This window comes from Rugamonas apoptosis, assembly GCF_014042355.1.
Lineage (GTDB): Bacteria > Pseudomonadota > Gammaproteobacteria > Burkholderiales > Burkholderiaceae_D > Rugamonas > Rugamonas apoptosis.
Genome location: NZ_JACEZU010000005.1, coordinates 382,902 through 403,378, shown reverse-complemented (window position 1 = coordinate 403,378; position 20,477 = coordinate 382,902). Strand labels below are relative to the sequence as shown.

At 67.8% G+C, this 20,477-nt stretch carries 18 protein-coding genes; 7 read left to right on the top strand and 11 right to left on the bottom strand.

Features of this window, described 5'->3' with window-relative positions; translation table 11 throughout:
* Window positions 1–106: 106 nt before the first annotated feature.
* From H3H39_RS12810 to H3H39_RS12795, 4 genes are all read left to right on the top strand, one after another.
* Window positions 107–505, top strand: a complete 399-nt coding sequence (locus tag H3H39_RS12810; RefSeq protein ID WP_182153757.1) for an OsmC family protein — start codon at window positions 107–109, stop codon at window positions 503–505.
* 14 nt (window positions 506–519) lie between these two features.
* Entirely contained in the window at window positions 520–1,398 is an 879-nt protein-coding gene (locus tag H3H39_RS12805; protein ID WP_182153756.1) for a pirin family protein, read from the top strand.
* Between the two features lie 249 nt (window positions 1,399–1,647).
* Window positions 1,648–3,342 carry a sigma-54-dependent Fis family transcriptional regulator gene (locus tag H3H39_RS12800; RefSeq protein ID WP_182153755.1) on the top strand — a complete coding sequence of 565 codons (1,695 nt, stop codon included), beginning with the start codon at window positions 1,648–1,650 and terminating at the stop codon, window positions 3,340–3,342.
* A 49-nt stretch (window positions 3,343–3,391) separates the two neighbouring features.
* Window positions 3,392–5,098, top strand: a complete 1,707-nt coding sequence (locus H3H39_RS12795; RefSeq protein ID WP_182153754.1) for a methyl-accepting chemotaxis protein — start codon at window positions 3,392–3,394, stop codon at window positions 5,096–5,098.
* 105 nt (window positions 5,099–5,203) lie between these two features.
* On the opposite strand, the gene H3H39_RS12790 is transcribed toward H3H39_RS12795, so the two are convergent.
* The 8 genes from H3H39_RS12790 to H3H39_RS12755 form a co-directional block, all read right to left on the bottom strand.
* Window positions 5,204–6,742, bottom strand: a complete 1,539-nt coding sequence (locus tag H3H39_RS12790; protein ID WP_182153753.1) for an FHA domain-containing protein — start codon at window positions 6,740–6,742, stop codon at window positions 5,204–5,206.
* A gap of 175 nt (window positions 6,743–6,917) precedes the next feature.
* On the bottom strand, window positions 6,918–7,958 hold the full coding sequence (locus H3H39_RS12785) for a PP2C family protein-serine/threonine phosphatase (RefSeq protein WP_229218006.1): 1,041 nt from the start codon (window positions 7,956–7,958) through the stop codon (window positions 6,918–6,920).
* A complete protein-coding gene (locus H3H39_RS12780; protein WP_229218005.1) occupies window positions 7,955–8,491 on the bottom strand; it encodes an SH3 domain-containing protein in 537 nt (178 codons plus the stop codon). Before H3H39_RS12780 ends, H3H39_RS12785 begins: the two co-directional genes overlap by 4 nt.
* Before the next feature lie 32 nt (window positions 8,492–8,523).
* Window positions 8,524–10,161 (bottom strand): hypothetical protein, encoded by a 1,638-nt coding sequence (locus tag H3H39_RS12775; RefSeq protein ID WP_182153751.1) that lies wholly within the window; start codon window positions 10,159–10,161, stop codon window positions 8,524–8,526.
* A 12-nt stretch (window positions 10,162–10,173) separates the two neighbouring features.
* Window positions 10,174–12,675: an FtsW/RodA/SpoVE family cell cycle protein gene (locus H3H39_RS28355; RefSeq protein ID WP_182153750.1), complete on the bottom strand. Its 2,502-nt coding sequence runs from the start codon at window positions 12,673–12,675 to the stop codon at window positions 10,174–10,176.
* Window positions 12,676–12,686: 11 nt separating this feature from the next.
* Window positions 12,687–13,727 carry a serine/threonine-protein kinase gene (locus H3H39_RS12765; RefSeq protein WP_182153749.1) on the bottom strand — a complete coding sequence of 347 codons (1,041 nt, stop codon included), beginning with the start codon at window positions 13,725–13,727 and terminating at the stop codon, window positions 12,687–12,689.
* Between the two features lie 144 nt (window positions 13,728–13,871).
* Complete coding sequence (locus tag H3H39_RS12760) at window positions 13,872–14,321, bottom strand: glycine zipper 2TM domain-containing protein (RefSeq protein WP_182153748.1); 450 nt, start codon at window positions 14,319–14,321, stop codon at window positions 13,872–13,874.
* Between the two features lie 103 nt (window positions 14,322–14,424).
* The gene (locus H3H39_RS12755; protein ID WP_182153747.1) at window positions 14,425–15,000 is read right to left on the bottom strand and encodes a GNAT family N-acetyltransferase; all 576 of its coding nucleotides are present in this window, start codon (window positions 14,998–15,000) and stop codon (window positions 14,425–14,427) included.
* A 202-nt stretch (window positions 15,001–15,202) separates the two neighbouring features.
* Here H3H39_RS12755 and H3H39_RS12750 point away from each other — a divergent pair, with 202 nt between their 5' ends.
* Both H3H39_RS12750 and H3H39_RS12745 read left to right on the top strand, forming a co-directional pair.
* Entirely contained in the window at window positions 15,203–16,651 is a 1,449-nt protein-coding gene (locus tag H3H39_RS12750) for a M20/M25/M40 family metallo-hydrolase (RefSeq protein WP_182153746.1), read from the top strand.
* Between the two features lie 142 nt (window positions 16,652–16,793).
* Window positions 16,794–17,042, top strand: a complete 249-nt coding sequence (locus H3H39_RS12745) for a hypothetical protein (RefSeq protein WP_182153745.1) — start codon at window positions 16,794–16,796, stop codon at window positions 17,040–17,042.
* Window positions 17,043–17,053: 11 nt separating this feature from the next.
* Here the strand turns inward: H3H39_RS12745 and H3H39_RS12740 are convergent, their stop codons facing one another.
* From H3H39_RS12740 to H3H39_RS12730, 3 genes are all read right to left on the bottom strand, one after another.
* Window positions 17,054–18,232, bottom strand: a complete 1,179-nt coding sequence (locus H3H39_RS12740; protein WP_182153744.1) for a GGDEF domain-containing protein — start codon at window positions 18,230–18,232, stop codon at window positions 17,054–17,056.
* Window positions 18,233–18,330: 98 nt separating this feature from the next.
* A complete protein-coding gene (locus tag H3H39_RS12735) occupies window positions 18,331–18,708 on the bottom strand; it encodes a helix-turn-helix domain-containing protein (protein WP_229218004.1) in 378 nt (125 codons plus the stop codon).
* Between the two features lie 23 nt (window positions 18,709–18,731).
* Window positions 18,732–19,583 carry a GGDEF domain-containing protein gene (locus tag H3H39_RS12730; protein ID WP_182153743.1) on the bottom strand — a complete coding sequence of 284 codons (852 nt, stop codon included), beginning with the start codon at window positions 19,581–19,583 and terminating at the stop codon, window positions 18,732–18,734.
* A gap of 240 nt (window positions 19,584–19,823) precedes the next feature.
* Here H3H39_RS12730 and H3H39_RS12725 point away from each other — a divergent pair, with 240 nt between their 5' ends.
* Window positions 19,824–20,462: a response regulator gene (locus H3H39_RS12725; RefSeq protein ID WP_182153802.1), complete on the top strand. Its 639-nt coding sequence runs from the start codon at window positions 19,824–19,826 to the stop codon at window positions 20,460–20,462.
* Window positions 20,463–20,477: the final 15 nt, after the last annotated feature.

Here is a 20,477-nt window from a genome sequence, read left to right as displayed (position 1 = left end):
GCGCATGCTGGTGGCCGCCTTTGCTCTTTTCCATTCCTGCGCTGGGCACGTATCGTCCAAACGGTGTAAATTGTTGGTTCTGTATTATTGCCCAACAAGGAATGCCATGACCATCAAAGTAATCCGCGACCAGTCGCTGCCCATGCGCCACATCGTCCACGTGCGCAACCACCTGATCTCCACCGACGGCACGCTGGAGGAAGGCGGCAACGACGCCGGCCCGTCGCCGCACGACCTGTACGACGCGGCCATCAGTTCCTGCAAGGCGCTCACCGTGGTCTGGTACGCCAAGCGCAAGGGCATCCCCCTCGAACAAGTGGAAGTGAGCACCGAACGCGATGCGAGCGAGGAGCGCAAGGGCGTCTACCGCCTGGCCACCACCCTGCACCTAACGGGCGAACTGACCGAGGAACAGCGTGCCGACCTGCTGGCCGTGGCCCAGAAATGCCCCGTCCACAAGCTGATGACGGCCGTGACGACGGAAGTGACGACGGTGCTGGGCTGAACAGGATAGACGCCATGACCATCTCCACCGTATTGAAAGGCCACGAGAAGGACCTGGGCGGCGGCTTGATCGTGCGCCGCTACCTGCCGGCTGCCGTCAAGCAGGCCGTGGGTCCCTTCATTTTCTTCGACCATTTCGGCCCGATCGACGTGGCGCCCGGCGCCAACCACGACGTGCGTCCCCATCCCCACATCGGCCTGGCCACCGTGACCTATTTGTTCGAAGGGGCGATGGACCACCGCGACAGCATCGGTTCCGTGCAGCGCATCGAACCGGGCGCCATCAACTGGATGACGGCCGGCCGGGGCATCGTCCATTCCGAGCGCACGCCCAAGGACCTGGTGGACCGTCCACACCGCACCCACGGCCTGCAGTTGTGGGCCGCGTTGCCGCTGGCGCACGAGGAGGACGAACCCAGCTTCTGTCACACGGCGGCCGACGAAATCCCCGAACTGGAAGTGCAGGGCGCACGTGTGCGGGTACTGATCGGCAGCGCCTTCGGCAAGACCTCGCCCGTGCGCACCTACAGCCAGACCCTGTACCTGGACGTGCTACTGCAGCCAGGCCAGCAACTGGGCCTGACCGGGCTGCCGCCGGAAGCGGCCATTTACCCCATCAGCGGCGCAGTGGAGGTGGATGGCGTGCCGCTGGCGCTGCACACCATGGCATTGCTGGACACGGCCAGCGCCCAGCGCGTGCTCGCAGGTTCGGACGCGCGCTTTGTCATCATTGGCGGCGAACCGCTGGAAGGGCGGCGATTCATGTCGTGGAACTTCGTCTCGTCGAGCAAGGAGCGCATCCAGCAGGCGGCCGAGGATTGGACCGCGCAGCGCTTCGATCCGGTACCCGGTGAGACAGAATGGATACCGCTGCCGGCCCGCATGCCCGTTTGAACCGGTACAGCAGGCAGGGCTGTCATGGACAGTTTGTTGTCAAGGTGCACCTTGCGATGCGCCTTGATCTGGATCAAGGTTTCGAGCTGTTCCATCCGGGTACAGTGATTGTCTCAGGAACCATTTTCCTTAACTAACACTGTCATCTGATAGTGCGCCCAGCGAACGCGCTCTTGCAGATCCCAGGACGAGAGCGCGATGAACTCTTCCAGTCTGCTGTTGCTACATGCTTCACCTGTATTGGATTTATTGCAACACCAACTCGGCGGCAAGGACATGACGATGCTGGTGGTCGATGCCTTGGGGCAGCCGCTTCATGTTCGAGGTGATGCGGCTCTGGCCGGGCGCACGGCTGAACTGACCAATACCTTGGGCGCCGCGTTGATAGTCCAGCACCCGGTGTACTTGCCCGCATCTTGCGCGGGATCATGCGCGCCCATCGTCGATGGACAGGGCCAGTTGTGCGGCGCGCTGGCCATCCTCGGCGACTGCGCCAGCGACCAACCGGCCATGCTGGCGCTGGCGCGCATGTCGGCCAACATGATCGAGCGCCAACTGTTTTTGGCCTCGGCGCCGCAAGGCTTGACGCTGCATTTCCATGGCCGCGGCGCCGGCCTCGGCACGCTGCAGGACGGGCTGGCCAGTTGCAGCGCCGACGGCCGCGCCGTGATGGTCAACGATGCCGGCCTGACTCAGCTTGGGCTGCCCCGCGCGGCACTGGCCTCCCACACCTTTCCCTCCTTGTTCGGCGCGACGCTGGCCGAGCTGGCCGAGCGCTGTCGCGCCGCCGCCCCTGGATTGGTCAGCCTGCGATTGCGCGATGGCGGCACGGTGCACTGCCGTGTGCAATTTTGGGACAGCTGTGACACGATGGACCGGCGCGACACCGCCAGCGCCACCGCCACCGCCACCGTCGCCGATGGCGCCCACCCGGGGCGGCGCGTGCGGGCTGGGCTGGGCCGGTTGGCCGACTTGCCGTCCCCGCTGGCGGCGACGGCCCTGGGCCAGCTCGACATGGGCGACACCCGCATGGCGCAAGTGATCGCCAAACTGCGCAAGGTGGCGGGCACCGATATCGCCGTCCTCATCACGGGCGAGACGGGTAGCGGCAAGGAATGGCTGGCGCAGGCCATCCACCGCGATTCGCCGCGCGCGCGGCAACCGTTCGTGGCCATCAATTGTGCCTCCATCCCCGAGTCGCTGATTGAGTCGGAGCTGTTCGGCTACGAGGACGGCGCCTTCACGGGGGCGCGCCGCAAGGGCAGTCCCGGCAAGATCGTGGCGGCCAATGGCGGCACCTTGTTCCTCGACGAGATCGGCGACATGCCGCTGCCGTTGCAGGCGCGCCTGCTGCGGGTGCTGCAGGAACGCCAGGTCACGCCGCTCGGCAGCGCCAGATCGATTCCGGTCGATATCGCCCTGGTGTGCGCCACCCACCGCAATTTGCGCGAGCAGATTGAAGCGCACACCTTCCGCGAGGACTTGTACTACCGGCTCAACGGGCTGGTGGTGAAACTGCCGGCCCTGCGCGAGCGCAGCGATCTGCCGGCCCTGCTGGCGCGGGTGCTGGCCGAGGATGGCGCCGGTTGCACGCTGGCGCCTGCCGTGGCGGGCCTGCTGGAACGCCACCGCTGGCCGGGCAACCTGCGCCAGTTGCGCAACGTGCTGCGCACGGCGGCGGTAATGGCCGGGCCGGGTGAACAGATCCGGCCAGAACATCTGGCCGACGATTTCATGGATGACCTGACCCCCGTCATCGCGGGCACGGAAGCTGCTTCTAACGATAATGCACCGGCGCTGATGCTGGATCAAATGGAATTGCAGCTGATCCAGCGGACGCTGGCCGCGCACGGCGGCAACACCTCCGCCGCCGCGCGCGCCCTGGGCGTTTCGCGCAACACGATCTACCGCAAGCTGGGTATGGACCGGCTGGCGGTCGCGTGAAGCGCGCCCGGGCCGGAGCGACACCATAACGAGACAGTGGGAGACGACTATGTTTACGCAAGCAGTGACGCGGCGGCGGATGATGGTATGGGCAACGGTGGCGCTGTTCGCCGGGCTGGCGCTGGGAATCAGCGCGCTGGCTGGCGCGGCTTGGCCGGCGCAATTGGCGGCGGCGCTGTCGGCCGCCAGCGGCATCTGGCTGGGCGCCCGGCTGCGCGGACGCGGCGCCGGCACCCCCGAACAGCTGTTGTCCAGCAGCGGGGCCATGATCGACCAGATGATGATAGGCGCGGCCGAGACTTCGCACTTCATCGACACCATCCGCAAGCAGGTCGAACATGACCTGCAGGCGGTGCAGGAGATCGTGCGGCACGCATCCCACTCGACCGACAACACGGAGCAGATCGCGGCCAACGCCGAGCGTGCGTCGGTGGTGGCGGCGCAAGTGCGGCGCGCCAGCCTGGATGGGCGCAGCGAGGCCGACCAGAGCCTGGAGCAGATCGGCCAGGCGCGCGACGACGCCCATGCGGCCGTGGCCCTGATGCGGGCCTTGCAGGAAAAATCGCGCACCATCCACACCATCACCGACACCATCAACCAGATCGCCCAGCGCACCAACCTGCTGGCCTTGAACGCCGCCATCGAGGCGGCGCGCGCCGGGGAGCATGGCCGTGGTTTCGCCGTGGTGGCGGGCGAGGTGCGACAACTGGCGCAGCGCACCAGCGAATCGAGCAACGAGATCGGCCAGCTGGTGCGCGCCATCAGCGAACAGGCCGAACGGGCCGCCGGTGGCATGGAAGCGTTGAGCGGCAAGGTGGTGGCCGTCAGCGGCAAGGTCGAGCAGGTGCACGCCTTCTTCCAGACCATCGACCAGGCATCGGCCACGGCCGAAGGCGAAGTGCAGGGTATCGCGCTTTCCTCGCGCGGCCACGTGGACAGCACGCGCGCCATCGGCGGCGCCATCGAGGCGATCCGCGACGGCATGCTCAACACGCAGGCCGAATTGCCGCTCGCCTCGCAGTCGGCCATGATGCTGAGCGAACGGGCCGAGGCGCTGTTCCACGCCGGCGCGGGCGCCGAGGCGGGCGCGCACGACGCCATCCGCGTCGCCGCACAGCAGGCCGCGCGCGAGGTGGGGGAACTGTTCGAGCAGGCGCTCAAGTGCGGCGTGATCAGCGAGCAGGCGCTGTTCGAACGGCGCTACACGCCCATCCCCGGCACCAATCCGCCCAAGTACCGCACCGCCTTCGATGCCTACACCGACCGCGTGCTGCCGGAAATCCAGGAAGCGGTGCTGGAGCGCTTGCCGCAACTGGCTTATGCGGGTGCGGTGGACGACCACGGTTACTTCCCCACCCATAACCGCAAGTTCAGCCAACCGCTGACGGGCGACATGGACTACGACCTGGTGCACAACCGCACCAAGCGTATCTTTGACGATCGCATCGGCGCCCGCTGCGGCTCGCACACCCAGCCCTACCTGCTGCAGACCTACAAGCGCGACACGGGCGAGGTGATGCATGACCTGTCGGCGCCCATCACGGTACGGGGCCGGCATTGGGGCGGTTTCCGCATTGGCTACCGTTCGGATGCGGCGACGACGAGCGCTCCTGTCGCGGCGCCAGCGGCCGCGCCAGCCCCCACGCCTGCGGCTGCGCCAGCGCCCACGCGCGGCGGAGCGGGCAAGAGCGCGCTCACCTCGCGCCGGCCGGCGCTGGCGGGCGTGGCTGGCGCCAGGGCGCGCGCGGCGCGCTGAACGAAGCGGAGCGATTGCAAAGAAAATGGCAGGCGCGTGATCATCAAGGCCAGACCCCCGCGCCAAGGCGGGGAGTCTGGCCCTGAAGGCGGCGAGGCGAAAAAATCAGGCGGTGGACAGGTCGTGCGCGGCGATGGTGCTGTGCAGGCCGGTCGCGCCGGTGCGGATGATCCAGTGTTCGGGATACGGTTCGCTGGCGAAGCGGTTGTGGCGCGCGATGCGGGTCAGCTTGTCGAGCGAGGTGGTGGGCGCCAGCGCCGTCTCCTTGCCGCTTAGCTGATCGAGGTGCCAGAAGCCGCCGTCGTGGTGCAGCAGCAGCGGCAGCGCGGACGCCAGCGGGGTGCTGGCGTAGGACGGTATCGGGTAGCCGGGATGGGTCTCCGGCGCTACCAGGTAGAAGCACTCGGCGCGCGCACCTTCGTCGATGCGGTGCAGGATGACGGCGTGCGGCAGGATCGCCGTCACGGCCAGCACCACGATGCCCTTGATGCTGGCGCTCAGTTCAATGCGCATGCCCAGCCGCAGCGGCGTGGGTTTGTTCTTGCCCGGCCAGACGCCATCCAGCAGCAGGCCGTAGCGTGACACGTCCTCGATTTCGAAACCGTGGCTGGTGCGGCGGATCACGGCATGGCGCCCGGACAGGCGGCGCGTGAGTCCGTTGGTTTCCTGGCCATCGCCGCTGTAATGGGTGAGCAGAGCGTCAGCCTCGGGATCGACCAGTTCGAAGCGGCCGAACACGCATTCCTCCAGCGCGAACAGGCGGATCTGGCGCTGCGCGCCCGCTTCCGGCGCCGCGTTCACCAGGCAGGCCGCGCGGCTGGGGTGTGGATGCAGGGCCGCTGCGGCCGGCATGTCGATTTCGATCAGGTCCTCATCCCAGGCGATGGTGGAAAAGCCCAGGTCCACCTTGCCCTGCGGCGCGCCCAGGTCCAGATGGGCGATGCCGGCGTTGCGGGCCGTGACGTCGATGTCGAGCCGGTCGCCGCCTTGCGCGCTCACGCGGGCGATGGAGGCGTCGTCCGCCATCACGCGCACGTTTTTGTGGGTGGACAGGAAAATGCGGTGGATCTCGGTCAGCGTGGCGTCCGGGCGGGGCACCAGGATCACGAAGGTGCATACCCATTTGCGCGACGCCAGCTCCGGGTGCTGGCTCAGCACCTCGATGCTGATCTGGTACTGGCCATGCTCCATGCCGCGCGAGGAGAATTCCACGAACACGGGGCGCCAGTCGCCATTGGTGGAGCGCACCATCTGCTGGTGCGCGGCGCCATGCGGGATCAGGTCCGATTGCAGTTGCAGCGCCAGCTGGGGCGCGCAGCCTTGCGGCATACCGCGCAATTCCATTTTCAGGGTCTGGCGGCCGCCGGCGGCGCGCGGGTCGAAACCGCTGATGTGGAGCTGGGGACGTTCGGCCTGGGCGCGCACCAGCGTGCGGGCGTAGGCGGGGGCCAGGTCGGCGGCGGTGGTGGCTACCGCTGCTGTTGCGGGGAGGTCGGTGCCGGTGTGCGGTAAACCCTGGGCAGCCGCCTGCGCCGCGGCCGGTACATCGGCGCGGGCATGGCGCACGGCATGCAGCAGGTCGTAGCTGGAGGGTTGCGCTGCGGCTTGGGCGTGACCGCCCGCGCATGCGTCTTCCCCAGGCATGACCCAGTACGTGCAGTGCGGATGCTGCGGGTTACTGCATTTTTTCATGGCATTCGAACCAACGGGATACCCATGAGTTTATGCGCTTTTGCCATGGCTTGGCAATCGGCGTACCCCTGCAAATCATGAATTGTGGCCCGATTACGCCGGTTTGCTGTTTTTGTAACAACGCCGCTTAGCAAAAAGTGGTCAGAATGGAATGTGGCAGTGCTGTCTGGTCAATATTTCGGCCTGAAAAGCGGATGGCGATGGCTGTCATGTTGTCGATATATAACTGCGGCGGCGGGTTGTTGGTCCAGGCATGGAACAGGCCGTCCAGCGCCTCGTTGACGGAGGCTGTACCGTCCGAGAGCAAGCGCGGCCAACGGGCCAGCCACGGCAGCGGCTCACGGCAGGCCCACAGGCCGTCCGTGGCCAGCAGGTACAGCGCGTCGGGCCGTAATGCCAAGGCACGGCGGTCGGCCATCTGGCGCAGGAAGGGCGGCAATGAGGCCGGGTCCAGCGCGCGCAGGCCGTCATCCAGCACTTGTGGGTTGGCGAAGGCATTGCCGAGGATGAAGGCCTGGGCGATCTGGGGCCGGTGCTCGCCGTGCACCTGTTGCCACCATTCGCGCGCGCCCAGCATGCCGTGCATGGCGTAGCCGGTGGCCGGCACATGGTCGATGGTGAGCGGCAGGGCCACGTCAGCCGTCACTTCGTACAGCCGCGAATCGCCCACGTGATACAGCAGCGGCGCTTGGCCGGGCGCGATCTCCAGCAAGGTGAGGGTGGTGCCGGGGCGGCGGAAGGTGTCTGCGTCGCCCGGTTGGCGGAAGCGCGCTTGCAGCGCGGCGTGCAGCGTGTCGAAGCGGGAAGACAGTTCGTGCAGCGTGCGGCAGGCTGGAACGTCCAGCAAGGCCGTGGCCACAGCCTCCGCCGCCTGCCTGCCGTTGCCGTGGCCGCCCATGCCATCGAGTACGGCCAGCCGCACGTGGCCGGCGGGCCAGCCGGCGACCCGTGTGCGCAGTGGCGCTTGGCCGTAGAGGCGAACGGCGTGGCCGCTGGCGTCGATCAGCAGTAGGTTGTCCTGGTTCTCCGGCACCACCAAGCGGCTGGCGCTGGCGGCGCTGCGGGCGGCCACCGTCAGGCCGGGGCCGAACGCCAGCCCGTCGGCCAGACAGGTCATGGCATCGGTCGCAGGGGGCGCCTCGGCGCATGGGCCGCGCATGAACCTCATTCGCCGCTCCGGCGCAGCCACAGGCTGCTGACCCAGCCCACGCTGCCGCCATCGGCCATCACGGCGCGCACCTGCCACCAGTCGCCGTCGCGTGCGCCGGTGGGCGTGACGGTGGCGCCGGGCGGCACGGTGGCCAGCAACGGCGCGTTGACGCCGGCGGCCGCGCGCAAGTGCAGCGCGCGGTGGGTCTGGAATGGCTGGCCGGCGGTGGCTGGGCGGGGCGTGCCGGTTGACGTGGCGTCACGGTCGCTGTCAGACGGCGTGATGGATGGTGTGGCGTCACGGTCGCCTTGAGCCGTCGCGATGGATGGTATGGCGGCGTGGTCGTCCGGGCTCGTCGCCCGCGCCCACGTGTGCGGCGCGGGCGCGAGGAAAAGGATCAAGCTGCCCAGTCCCCAGCTTCCGGCCACCAGGATCAGCAGCGCGCGCGCGTTCGGCCGGCGCCACCACTGGCGCGGCGTCAGTACGGACGCCAGGAACAGGGTCAGCACCAGTCCCGCCAGGAAGGCGCCCGCGCCGTAGAGTTTAGCCATGTCCATGTTGGCTCCCGTTGTCATACCAGTTGTCATGCTTCGAAGCGCAGCACGTAATGGCCCACTGCCAGGTGGTGGCCCGCCGGCAGCAGGTAGGGCGCGTCGGCGCTCGTTTCGGCGATGGTGGCGACGAAGGCCAGCTTGTCGTCCAGGTGGTACAGGGCTTGGGTCGCGGCCAGGCGGCCGATTCGATAGCCCTGCGGCGTGGCCTCGAAACTGAATGCGGTGCGCGACAGGCCGAGTCGGTCGGCGCTGGCACCGTCGGCGCCGCCGTCGCGGCGCAGGAAACGTGGCGAGTCGAGTACGCGTAGCGCCGCCAGCATGGCGCTGCTGCGGCCGAAGGTGAAACGCGCGCCGCCCGCCACCGGCGCCGACAGCGGCTGCGCCAGCGACAGCAGGGCGCAATAGCGTTCGGCCATTTCCGGCACCACGGCCAGCAGCGCCATGCTGCGGCCATCGACGGGATTGAAGGTGGCCGGCGCGGCCACGCGCTGGCGGCCGGCGGCCGTACGGGCGTACAGTTCGTCGTTGGCGGTCACGCCGAATATGATGGCCGCCGAAGCGTCGTGCGAGACGGCCAGCGTGCCGTCGAATGGCAGTTCCAGCGCGCTGGCGCCTGTGTCGCGGTAGCGGCTCAGGCGCGGCAACGCCAACGCCACCAGGCTGACGCGCTGCTGGGCGGCAGGGGCGTAGGTGGCTTCGCTCTCGGCCGGGCGCGCCGCCTTGTGGCTGACAGGGAGCGCGGTCAGGTCGGCGCCGGCCGGCATGGCGGACGTGGCTGGCGAGGCAAGCGAGGTAAGCGAGGCAGGCGAGGCAGGCGAGGCAGGTGAGGTAGGTGAAGGCGAGGCGGAGCGGCCGGCCGAACGGTTCTGCCAGACGGCGGGCTTGATGCTGTTCCGTGATGTCGAGGGCGACGCGGAGGTGGCGGGGACCGCGCCGACTCGTGTGATCTTCAGCAGCAGGCGTGGGCCGCCGTTGGCACCGCCGATGCCGCTGGCGTTGGACTTGATGGTGTAGTAGCCGCTGCGTGGATCAAAGCGGCAATCAAAGCCGTCCTTGGGCCGCATCTGCACAATGGGTGGTGCGTCCGGCCCATCGTTGATGATGAGGATGGCGCCGTCCGGGCCGAATGGCCAGCCGGGGGCGGCGCAACTGGCGTCGCTGGCGTCGGCGCCGATCAGCACCAGCCGCTGGTCGGGATAGACCGGGCACACGGGATGCCACACGGCGCTGTCGCGCGATACGCTGACGTTGAACAGGATTTTCTCGTCCGGCGCCGGCAGGTAGACGGCGTGGCCGAACTTGACTTCGATCTGGCCCGGCGCCAGCGCGTCCGCGCCCACCACGTCGTAGCGCACCTGGTCGGCGCCCAGCAGGTCGCCGAAGTCCTTCTGGTGCAGGGCCGTCAGCGTTTGCGCCAGGTCGCGCGCGCGGGCGCCGCGCGTGAGGTGGTAGTCGTCATCGACTTCCTCTTGCGGCAGCATCAGCGTCACGTGCGAGAAGCAGCGCGTGGCGGCGCGGCCCCGGTGTTCGCGCGGGCAGCGTTCCAGCAAATCGCGCAGCAGGGGGCGGCGGGCGAACAGCGCCAGGCCCGGCGTCTGCCAGATCGCCTCGGCGTTGAAGACGTCCCCTATCCGGCCCAGGACTTGGTGTTGAACATAGATCGGCATGATGAAATCTCCTCAGGTCTCAGATGATGGCGCGCTGGCCGCGACCAGTGCTAGCAGGGGGCACAGGAAAAACAGCAGGTGGCTGCCGCCGGCCGACAGGAAACTCATGGGCTGGCCCATGATGGGGAAGATGGCCAGGTTGGTGCCCCACGACAGCAGGAAGTGCCCCAGCGCGAACGCGGCGCCGCCGCACAGGGCGAAGTAGGCGAAGCGCCCGGCCCATGCGGCGCGATGGTGGCGGGCGGTGGCGCCAGCGGCCAGGCGGCGTGCCGCCGTCAACACGATCCCGGTCACGAACGCCGCCTGTACGGCCCACAGCAGCAGGCCCGCCGCCAGCCCATGGCGGTTCAGGAAGAACGACGGCGCGAAGTCATCCTGCACGGCGGGGATGCGCAGCACGCCGCCCAGCGGTTGGCCCAGTGTGCGCAGGCCGAACAGGTGATCGGCGCCCAACCAGCCGCCGTCGGCGACGGCATGGGCGCCCAGCAGCAATTGCTGGCCCGTGTGCGGATGTTCGGCCGGGTTGAGCCAGACCAGGAAGCGGTCGGCATAGAAACCCCAGCGGATCAGGTCATCGGTGCCGGCCAGCCGCAGCCAGGTGATGGCGGCGACGGCCGCCAGCACCAGCAACAGCAAGGCGGCCGCCAGTTTGCCGTTGCGCGCGGCGGCCGCGTAGGCCAGCGCCATCGATGTACTCCACACCAGTAGCAGGATCAGAGGCGAGTAGTCGTCCACCTGCACCAGGGCGAGGCCCAGCAGCGCGAGGAACAGCAGGGCCGGCGCGGCCAGTTGCAGCCAGCGCAGGACGCGGTCAGGCCAGTGGTGCGGACCGTGGCGCCAGCCGAAGCGCAATGCCAGGCAGTGGGCGGTGAGGGCGGTCAGCGCCAGCTTGGCCAGTTCCACCGGCTGCAGGTCGAACACGCCCGTCTCGTCGCCCCACAATACCTGGGCCGCCAGCGCGGCCAGCGCCACGGCGGCGAACAGCATCAGCAGCCATTCGACGCCCCGTTGCGGCATGCGGCTTCCCTGTAGTCTCACCCACAGGCGGCAACTGGCGGCGAGCGCCGTGCCGATGGCCAGCATGGCGGCGCTCTTCTGGTAGTAGCGCAGCCACGATGATTCGTCCGCGCCCAGCCCCAACTCCAGTTGCGCCAGCAGTCCGGTCGCCAGCAGGATGACGGCGGCGGCGACGGGCAGCGATAAGCGGCCCGGCGACGCTAGCCACACGGCCAGCGCGCAGCATGCCAGCAACAGCGAGCAGGCAACGCTGGGGGGATGTCCGGCCCGCTGCAGCACCAGCGCCGCCGCGCCGGCGGCCAGCAGCCAGCCTCCCGTCCAACAAGTCGCCGCGGCATGCCAGCCTGCCACAGCCTGCCGCCCCGACGCAGCTTGCCACCCCGCCCCAGTCTGCCACCGCGCCGCAGTCCGCCATCCCGTTTCTTTGGCCGCCGGAACCCAAATGATGCGCGCCGTGAACAGCAGGCATAGGCCAGCCAGTCCGACGGCCAGCGCGCCGAACACGGTGCGGTCGCCCGCGCCATCCCATAGCGTCCGCTGTTGCCAGCGCCATTCAACGGCGGACGGCAGCCGCGCTTGCGGTATGCTGTACAGGGCGATGTGACGGCCCGGTGTCATGGTCAGCTCATTGCCGGCGAGGGTGAGTTCGAAGCGCGTATGGCCGACCACGAGCGCGCGGGCAGATGCCAGCGGCACTTCCTGTCGCCGCAGGTCGCTCGCTAGCTGATCTCGCTGCACCTGCACGGCGGCCGGTTCGCCGTCCGGATTGCCGGCGCTGAGCACGATCTGGCCATCCTCGCGCGCCAGCCGCGCCGCGCCGGGTGTCACGTCGGGCAGGCCAAGGCGGTTGCCGCAGTGGAGATTGCCGCCAAACGTGAGCGGATGGGCCACCGTCAACGCGGTGGGCGCCCAGCGGTTCCATAGTGCCGTCAGCCGCGCGCCGAGGTGGGTGTCGGGGCAGGCGGGCTGTGGCTGGCCGTCGCGGTACAGCGTGGCGCCGTCATAGCGCCAATGCTGGCCGGCCATCGAAAAAGCGATGCCGCTGGCGCCAGCCTGTTCGATGATGAAACGCCGGCCATCGATCTGGAAGGCGCGCTTGCCCTGCAAGGAACTGCTGCCCATGCGCCGTTCGCTGTCCGCGTCCTGCAATACCAGTTGGCGGGATGGGCTCAGATTGGCCAGCAGCCAGGCCCCGTCCGCATCGCGCCGCAGGGACAGGTGGGCCAGATCGGCCTGTGGGGCGGCCAGTTCATGGCGGCCCAATGTGACGATGGCGCCCGGCGCGAGCATGACCTTGATGGTGGCGGGCAGCCAGGCAGCCGGTGCGCGCCACAGCGCCCACGCCTGCAAGGCGCATAGCAGTGTGACCAGTGCAATGACGGCGGCGCGTGCGCCGTTGCGGGCGATCGCGTTGACGGTGCCTTGCGCGCCCGTGGCGCTCCTTGCCGCATCGCTGGCAGCCGCTCCCGTGCGCGGACGGGTACGAGCGAATGGCATGGTGGTCCCCATCATGCGCTCTGGATGTTGCGCCAGCCGTTGGCGGCGGTGGGCCGGGCCAGCCCGTGGGCCAGTTCGTGCGGGCCGGACATGGGCGCGGGCGGCAGGGTATGACGGATGGCCTCCAGCAGGCGGCTGATCTGCACCGCGTGGCGCGGCCGCAGCGCGGGATCGGTGGCCAGCAGGGTGCGCAGCAGCTTCAGGGCCGGCGCGCGCGCTTGCGGCTGCGCGCGCGCGATGGCGTCGCCAAAGTGTTCGGCTTCGTCCTCGCTCAATGCGGGGGGGATGGCGCCATCGTGCGCTTGCCGCAGCAGGTCCGCGCCGGCCGTGTGGTGGTGGCGGTAGGCCTGGCCGCAATCGCTGCAGAACCGCAACGGCTGGCCGCCTGTGGCCAAATAATAGAACAGGGCGCCCAGCGAGAAGTAGTCGCTGCGCGCGTCGGTGTCGTAGCGGCCATCGGCGCCGGGGAAGAACTGTTCCGGCGCCTGCCAGTTGGCCGTGCCGGCGTAGGAATGGGAATGCGCTTGATCGAGTGGCCGGTTGGTGCCGAAATCGGCCAGCTTGACGGTGGACAGGTGCGGGTCCAACAGCACGTTGGCCGGTTTCAGGTCCAGGTAGCGCCAGCCGTACTGGTGCACCTTGGCCAGCGCCTGATTGAGCTGGGCGATCCAGTCCAGCAGCTGTGGCAGGGGGAGCGCTTCGCCGCGCGCCTTCAGGGTCGTGGTGTGCTGGCCCAGGTCGGTGCCCATCAATTCGAGCGCCAGCACGGGCAGGCCGTCGTGCCAGCCGCTGTCGAGCAGGCGCACGATATGGCGCTCGTCCCACGGTTCCAGCGATTGCAGGAAGGCGATTTCGTTGCGGGCGCTGTCGATCCAGCGCGCCCGCTGTTCGGGCAGGGCGCGCGCCATCTGCTCCTGGTTGATCAGCTTGATGGCCACGTCGCGCGTGGCGCGGGGCCCGCTGGCGCGCCAGATCACGCCGTAGGCCGAGCCCCCGATTTGCTCGCGCAGCCGATAGTGGCCCAGCTCCAAGGTGATGATAGTGTCCGTCATGATTCCCCCGCCGGCACCGCGCCGTCATGCCGGTGTAGCGGGGGGAGAGGAAAAGCGGAAACGGGGCGCCTATAAAAAAAAGCCTGACGCCGGGAGCGTCAGGCCTTGGCCGCTGGGGTGTGCGGCGCGAAACGGTGGGCGCGGTTAGTCCCGATCGTAACCCCGGTGATGTTCGTGGTGTTCATGCTCGCGGTATCCATGCTCATAGTAGCCATGGCCACGGTATTCACGATATTCGCGGTAGTAAGGCCGCGCCGGTTCCACGTAGACCACGCGCGGCGGGCCGTAGTAGCGCGGTGGCGGTGCGTAGTAGACGGGTGCCTGTTCGTAGTACACAGGCGCCGGTTGCGTGTAGACGCGGGTTTCCGTGTAGCCGCGACGGTAGCCGCGGTCGTCCGTGCTGATGCTGTTGCCAACGGCCGCGCCGAGCAGGCCGCCGACGATGGCGCCATCGCGGCCGCCACTGTTGTTGCCGATGGCCGCGCCGATCACCGCGCCGGCCGCCGTGTTGAAGTCTCTATCCCCGGCCATAGCGCCCGACGATACGGCCATCGCGGCCAGCATCACCGCACCCAGGATTTTCTTGTTCAACATGGCGTTCTCCTTGCATCGGCGCTGATCGGAATGATCAGTTCGACCGTTGTATGAGCTTCACTATATCGTCCAGCGAAAAAATCTCCACGCCTTATACACATTCTTACATTCGGGGCAGCCGTGTAACATTTGACGGTATCCCGCCCCGGCTGGCGCGCCGTTCCTCCCACTCAGGCCGCAGCAGGCTGTAGACGGTCACATCGCGGTAGCCGCCGTTGATGAAGAACGCCTGGCGCAGCGTGCCTTCGGCCGTGAAGCCGCATTTCTCCGCCACCCGCACCGAGGCCGTGTTCTCGGGCGCCGTCAGTAGTTCCAACCGGTGGTATTGGCTCACATTGAACAGGTGGTCGATCAGCAGCGTGCATGCTTCCGTCACGTAACCGCGCCCGGCCAGCGTCTGGTCGAACAGGCGGTAGCCGATTTCGCGCATGGTGGGCGTGCGCGCCTTGAAGTGGGTGAGCACGCCGACGATATGGTGTGCCTGGTCTTCGATCACGAACAATTCGCTGTCCTCGGACGCGAAACCGTTCTGCATGAATTCCTTGCGCATGGTTTCGGGCGACTTGAACTGGCTGGAAAAATAGTCGCCGCGCGAGGGCAGGTCGTTGACCAGCGCGATGAAGGTGTTCAGGTCGGCCGTGAGCAGGTGGCGCACGGTGCACAGTTTCCCTTTGAGCATGGACGTTTCCTCCAGGACGGGCATCAAGCCTCATGGTAAGGCAAGCTTGCCGCTGAATCAACAGCGATCCGCTCTGGTCAAAACGTAACATTTGCTGCGAAAACTAGTCAAATAAGCTATTGTTTCAGTCCCCTTGCCATTCGCCAGGGAAACATTGATCGCAATGAAACGTTCCATCCATTACCCGAGAGACAGGATACGCATGCACACCGTTATCAAGAAAGCGCTGGGCCACAAGCCCGTACTGACCATGCTGGCAGGTTGCCTGCTGGGCGCCGCCGCGTCGGCCGCGCTGGCAGCGCCGGCCAACGACAACGCCACCCTGAGCCAGATCCGCGACAGCGCCATGCGCGACAACTGGGCCTACGAGCGCCTGGCCGACCTGACCGACCTGGTGGGGCCGCGTTTGTCCGGTTCACCCGGCGCGGCGGCGGCCGTGGAGCAGGTGGCGGAGGCGATGCGCAAGCTGGGCGCCAAGGTCACGCTGCAGCCGGTCAAGGTGCCGCATTGGGTGCGCGGCGCCGAGTCGGGTGAGCTGGTCGATTACGCCGGCCGGCCCGCCGGCATCACCCAGCGCGTGGTGTTGACTGCCCTGGGCGGCTCGGGCGCGACCCCGGCCACCGGGCTCACGGCGCCCGTGCTGGTGGTGCACAGCTTCGACGAGCTGCAAGCCCACGCGGCCGAAGCCAGGGGCCGCATCGTCCTGTTCGACGTGCCGTTCGACCAGCAGATGGCCGACCGCGGCATGGCCGGTCCGGCCTACGGCCACGGCGCCAACTACCGCGTCAACGGCCCGCGCAAGGCGGCCGAACTGGGGGCGGTGGCGGCGCTGGTGCGCTCCGTGGGCGGCGCCGACTACCGCATCGCGCATACCGGTGCGACCATCCTCGATGACAAGGCCCGCATTCCGGCCGCCGCCGTCACCACGGAAGACGCGCTGTTGATGACGCGCCTGGCCGCGCGCGGCGCCTTGAAGATGCACCTGACCCTGACCCCGCAAACCCTGCCCGACGCCGACAGCTTTAACGTGATCGCCGACCTGCCGGGCAGCGACAAGGCCGACGAAGTGGTGATCGTGTCCGGCCACCTCGATTCCTGGGACCTGGCCACCGGCGCCAACGACGACGGCGCCGGCGTGGCTGGCGCCATGGGCGTGCTGGCCACGCTCAAGAAGCTCAATTTGCAGCCGCGCCGCACCATCCGCGTGATCGCCTGGATGAACGAGGAAAACGGCACCCGTGGCGGCAAGGCGTATTTCGCCGCCAGCAAGGATCAGCTGGAAAAGCAGGTGGCGGGCATCGAGAGCGATTCCGGCTCCGGCCGGCCGTTCGGTGTGCTGTCGAGCGTGGCGCCCAAGGTGGAACCCCTGTTCGAGCCGCTGATGGCGGCGCTGGAGCCGATCGGCGCCGGCGCGTTCACCCGGCGCGATGTGCTGGGCGCGGCCGACCTGCACCCACTGGAGCAGGCCGGCATGCCCGTGTTCGAGCCGCACGTCGATACCCACAGCTACTTCCACTACCACCATACGCCGGCCGACACGCTCGACAAGGTCAATCCGGACGACCTGCGGCGCCACGTGGCCGTGATGTCGGCCCTGTCCTGGTTCCTGGCCAATATGGAGCAGCCCATCGGCCGCACGCTCAAGCCCTGAGCGTCCTAAGCGTTCTATGTGCCGCCGCATGGCTTGATCAGGTGTGCAGCCGCGTGCCATTGCTTCGTGCTAGTCTGTAGGCTGGCGTCCGCCCGCGACGCCAGCCATATACTGAACCCGCTAAACGGCAAAGGAGAGGGCCATGGACCAGCAGTCGAAGATCCACTACAAGGGTTGGGAAATCATGCCGGTGGCCTTGCCCACCAGCGACAAGCGATGGACGGCCAGCTGCGATATCGCGCGTGCCGGCGTGGATGGCAAGGAAATGTTCGAAGGCGCCACCATGCAGTTCCTGCGTGAGACGGAGGACGACGCTATCGCCGCCGCCTGCGACGAGGCGATCCGCCAGATCGACAACCTGATCGCCAATCCCCTGGTGCGCCTGGCCTGAGCCAGGCCGGCTCAGCGCGCGCCGGCCAGCGCCACCCGGTTGCGGCCATCGTGCTTGGCCCGGTACAGGGCCAGGTCGGCGTCATGCAGCAGGGCCGGCCAGTTGGCATGGCCGGGGCCATACACGGCCACTCCCACGCTGACGGTGAAATGCAGCATCCCCAACGGCGTGGCGATGGTCAGCAAGGACAGGCTGTGGCGCAGCCGTTCCGCGCAGCGCAGCGCTTCGTCGCAGTCCGTTTCCGGCAACACGCAGACAAATTCCTCCCCGCCCAGCCGGCCGAAATGGTCGATCTCGCGCAACTGGCCGTGGCAGGTGCGCACCAGCGCCTGCAATACGCGGTCGCCCGTCTCATGGCCGTACTGGTCGTTGACCTGCTTGAAGTGGTCGATATCGAGCATGGCCACGGCCAGCTTGCGCCCATGCCGCTGGGCCAGAGCCAGTTCGCGCTCGGCCACTTCCTCCAGGTAGCGCCGGTTGCAGGCGCCCGTCAGGCTGTCATGCTGCGACAGGTGCAGCAGTTGCTGTTCGAGCAGGAAGGACTTTTGCTGGAACACCCGCATCACCAGCAGCACGACGGCGGCCAGCGCGACGGCGAAGGCATACTGCATCAGCCCGCTCACGCATTGCAGCCACGGCAGCCGCCACGCGCTCAGGGCCACGAACAGCACCGTGGGCGCGGCCAGCATGCGGGCGAACGCGGGCAGGCGCAGTGTGCACAGGGCGGCCGCGAAATTGCATGCGGCCACGCCGGCCAGGCCGTACACCAGCCCCTGCGGCAGCAGGAATTCGCACAGGATCAGCGCGCACACGTGGCTGACGTAGATGTGGCCGCAGCGCCGCTCCACGCTCCAGCACAGGGCATTAGGAAAATAGGCGGCGCTGCCGATGAGCACGGCCAGCGCCCGCAGCGCCAGCGTGTAGCGGGCCAGGTGCGGGTCGAGCAGCATGTCCCAGACGGCGAACAGCACCATGCCGAGGCCGAACAGCGGACCGAGCACGGGCAGCATCTGTTCCAGTTCCGCGTCATGCTGGGCGTGCATGGCGCGCTCGGCCGGTTGGGGCAGGGCCCGCAGCCGTTGCAGCCCCATGCGCTGCCGGGTGGCGGTGCGCAGCGGCGTTCCGGCCGGGGCTGCATGGGCGGCGTGAGGGGCAGCCGGTGGCCGCTGGGTGGCATTCATTGTGCGCATTCCGATTCGTTCATTTCACAATAGCAAGCCGATAGTCAGTCGTGTTTGATCTGGGTCAAATGGGACGGGAATGCGGCGCGCCCGGCTCCCGGGCCGGCTCAAATGCACTGCATCGTCAGGCTTTTCAGTTCCGCGATGGGGATCATGAAGGTTTCGTGGATACGCAGCACGAGGTCGGCGTTGACGGCCAGCTTGCCGCGGCGGATCTTGCTCAGGCGCGGCGCCGACACTTGCAGCGCCCGGCACAGGGCGGCGTCGTTCTTCAGGTCATGGCGTGCGATCACGGTGTCGAGCAGGTGGTGTGGGGTACGTGGCTTGTGCGGGTGGCGTGGCGCGTTGATCATGCTGCTTCCTTTCAGACTGGGAGGGAGACGAATGGTGTTGCTCAGGCGCGGCGTGGCGCCGGCCGTCGTGGCCAGGACGTGGCACGATCGATTCAGGTTGATTGGCTCGTCGTCGACGATCGGTACGTCCATGATCGTCAGGCTCCGGAGCGCGGTCAGGCGTTGCGCCGCTGCGCGATGGGCGAGGCCAGCCGCATTGCCGCCTCGGCGAGCGCCTCGGTGCTGGCATGCTGGCGGCTGTCGGCCACGCCGATGGCGCAACTGAGCTGGCTGAAGCCGGCGAAGAAGGCGTCACCGATGGCGCGGTGCAGGCGCGCGGCCAGTTCGCCGGCTTCCTCGCTGGTGGTGCCGGGCAGCAGCAGGGCGAACGCACCGTCGTCCCAGCGCGCCACCACGTCGCTGCCGCGCAGCTGGTGGTGCAGCAAGGCGGCCAGTTCGACCAGCACGGCGTCGGCTGCCCCGGGCCCGAACAGGGTGCCGATATAATCGAGTTGCTCGACCCGCACCAGCACCAGCGCCAGCGGACTGTGGAAGCGGCCGGCGCGCACGAACATCAGGGCCAGCATCTTGCGGCACTCGTGCTGGCTGTAGCTGCCCGTGAGCGGGTCGGTCGCACTCCTGTTGGCCGCCGGCGCGGCCTCGGCCTCCGGCTGGTCCGGGGCCTGAGGCTGGCCGCCGTGGACCAGCCGCAACGCTGGCCGGGGCGAGGCGGGGTGTTCCGAGCCGGCGCCAGCGCTGGCGTTGGCACGGGCAGGGGTGGCTGTTGGCGCCGGCGCCAGTATCGTTTGCAGCGCCAGGCCGGCGCCACCCGCCACCAGCACCAGCAGGATCAGCACCCGCTCCCACGCTTCCAGATGGGGACTGTAGAGCATGGCGCCCAGCAGCAACATCGCCGTGCCCAGCAGCGGCAACCGGCGCAGGCTTTCCAGGCCGGGCTGGGCTGGGCTCAGGTGGCTGGCTCCGGCGTTCGGCGCGCGTGGATGAAGGATGTCGTGGGATCGGTTCATAAGGCCTCGCAACGTCGCCAGCTGGCGTTTTCTTCGCCGGAAAATCGGTTTTTCCGTGCATTTCGCAAATTTGCATCCCGCCAGTCCGGCTCGCTGCTATGCCTATGACCGTTTTGGCGGCATAATGCCCTTAGTGGCGCCAAGCGAAACATCAAAATCCCCGCCGCCTGAAACAATTATAATGAATTTATTTGAGAATTGTTGGAATTGCGAAAATTAATGTTGCCGAAAGCCCTCACCATGAAAACCAAGGACGCCGCGCCCGACGAAGTGTGTACGACACAACAGGCGGCTGAAATCCTGGGCATTTCTGTGTCGTCGGTGCAACAACTGGTGGAAGCGGGTGTGATCGAAGCCTGGAAAACCAAAGGCGGCCACCGCCGCATTCCACGCCATGCCGTGCTGGCCTATAAGTCCACGCCGTCGCCGGCCCTCGGCTCGCGCGCGGCCGCCGGGGGCGTCGCCCCGCGCGAACTGGCGGCCGACGGCCTCGTCTCCATCATGGTGATCGAGGACAATCCCATGCAGCGCGCCCTGTACGAGCGCCAGATCGGCGCCTGGGACTTGCCCGTGCGCCTGTCGTTCTGCGAGAACGGCTACCAGGCCTTGCTGCAGATCGCCCGCAGCCAGCCGGACGTGTTGCTGGCCGATATAGTGATGGAGGGCATAGACGGCTATGAGGTGGTCAAGACCATCCTGGACGACCCCAAGCTGGCCTCCATGCAGATCGCCATCCTGTCCGGCCTGACGGCGCAGCAGCTCGACGAGCGTGGCGGCGTGCCGCCGGGCGTGGTGTTCTTCGCCAAGCCCGTCAATTACGACGAGCTGCGTGGCTACTTGCGCGCCTGCATCGCCCAGCGCCTGCGTGTATTGAAATGAATTTATCAAATTAAA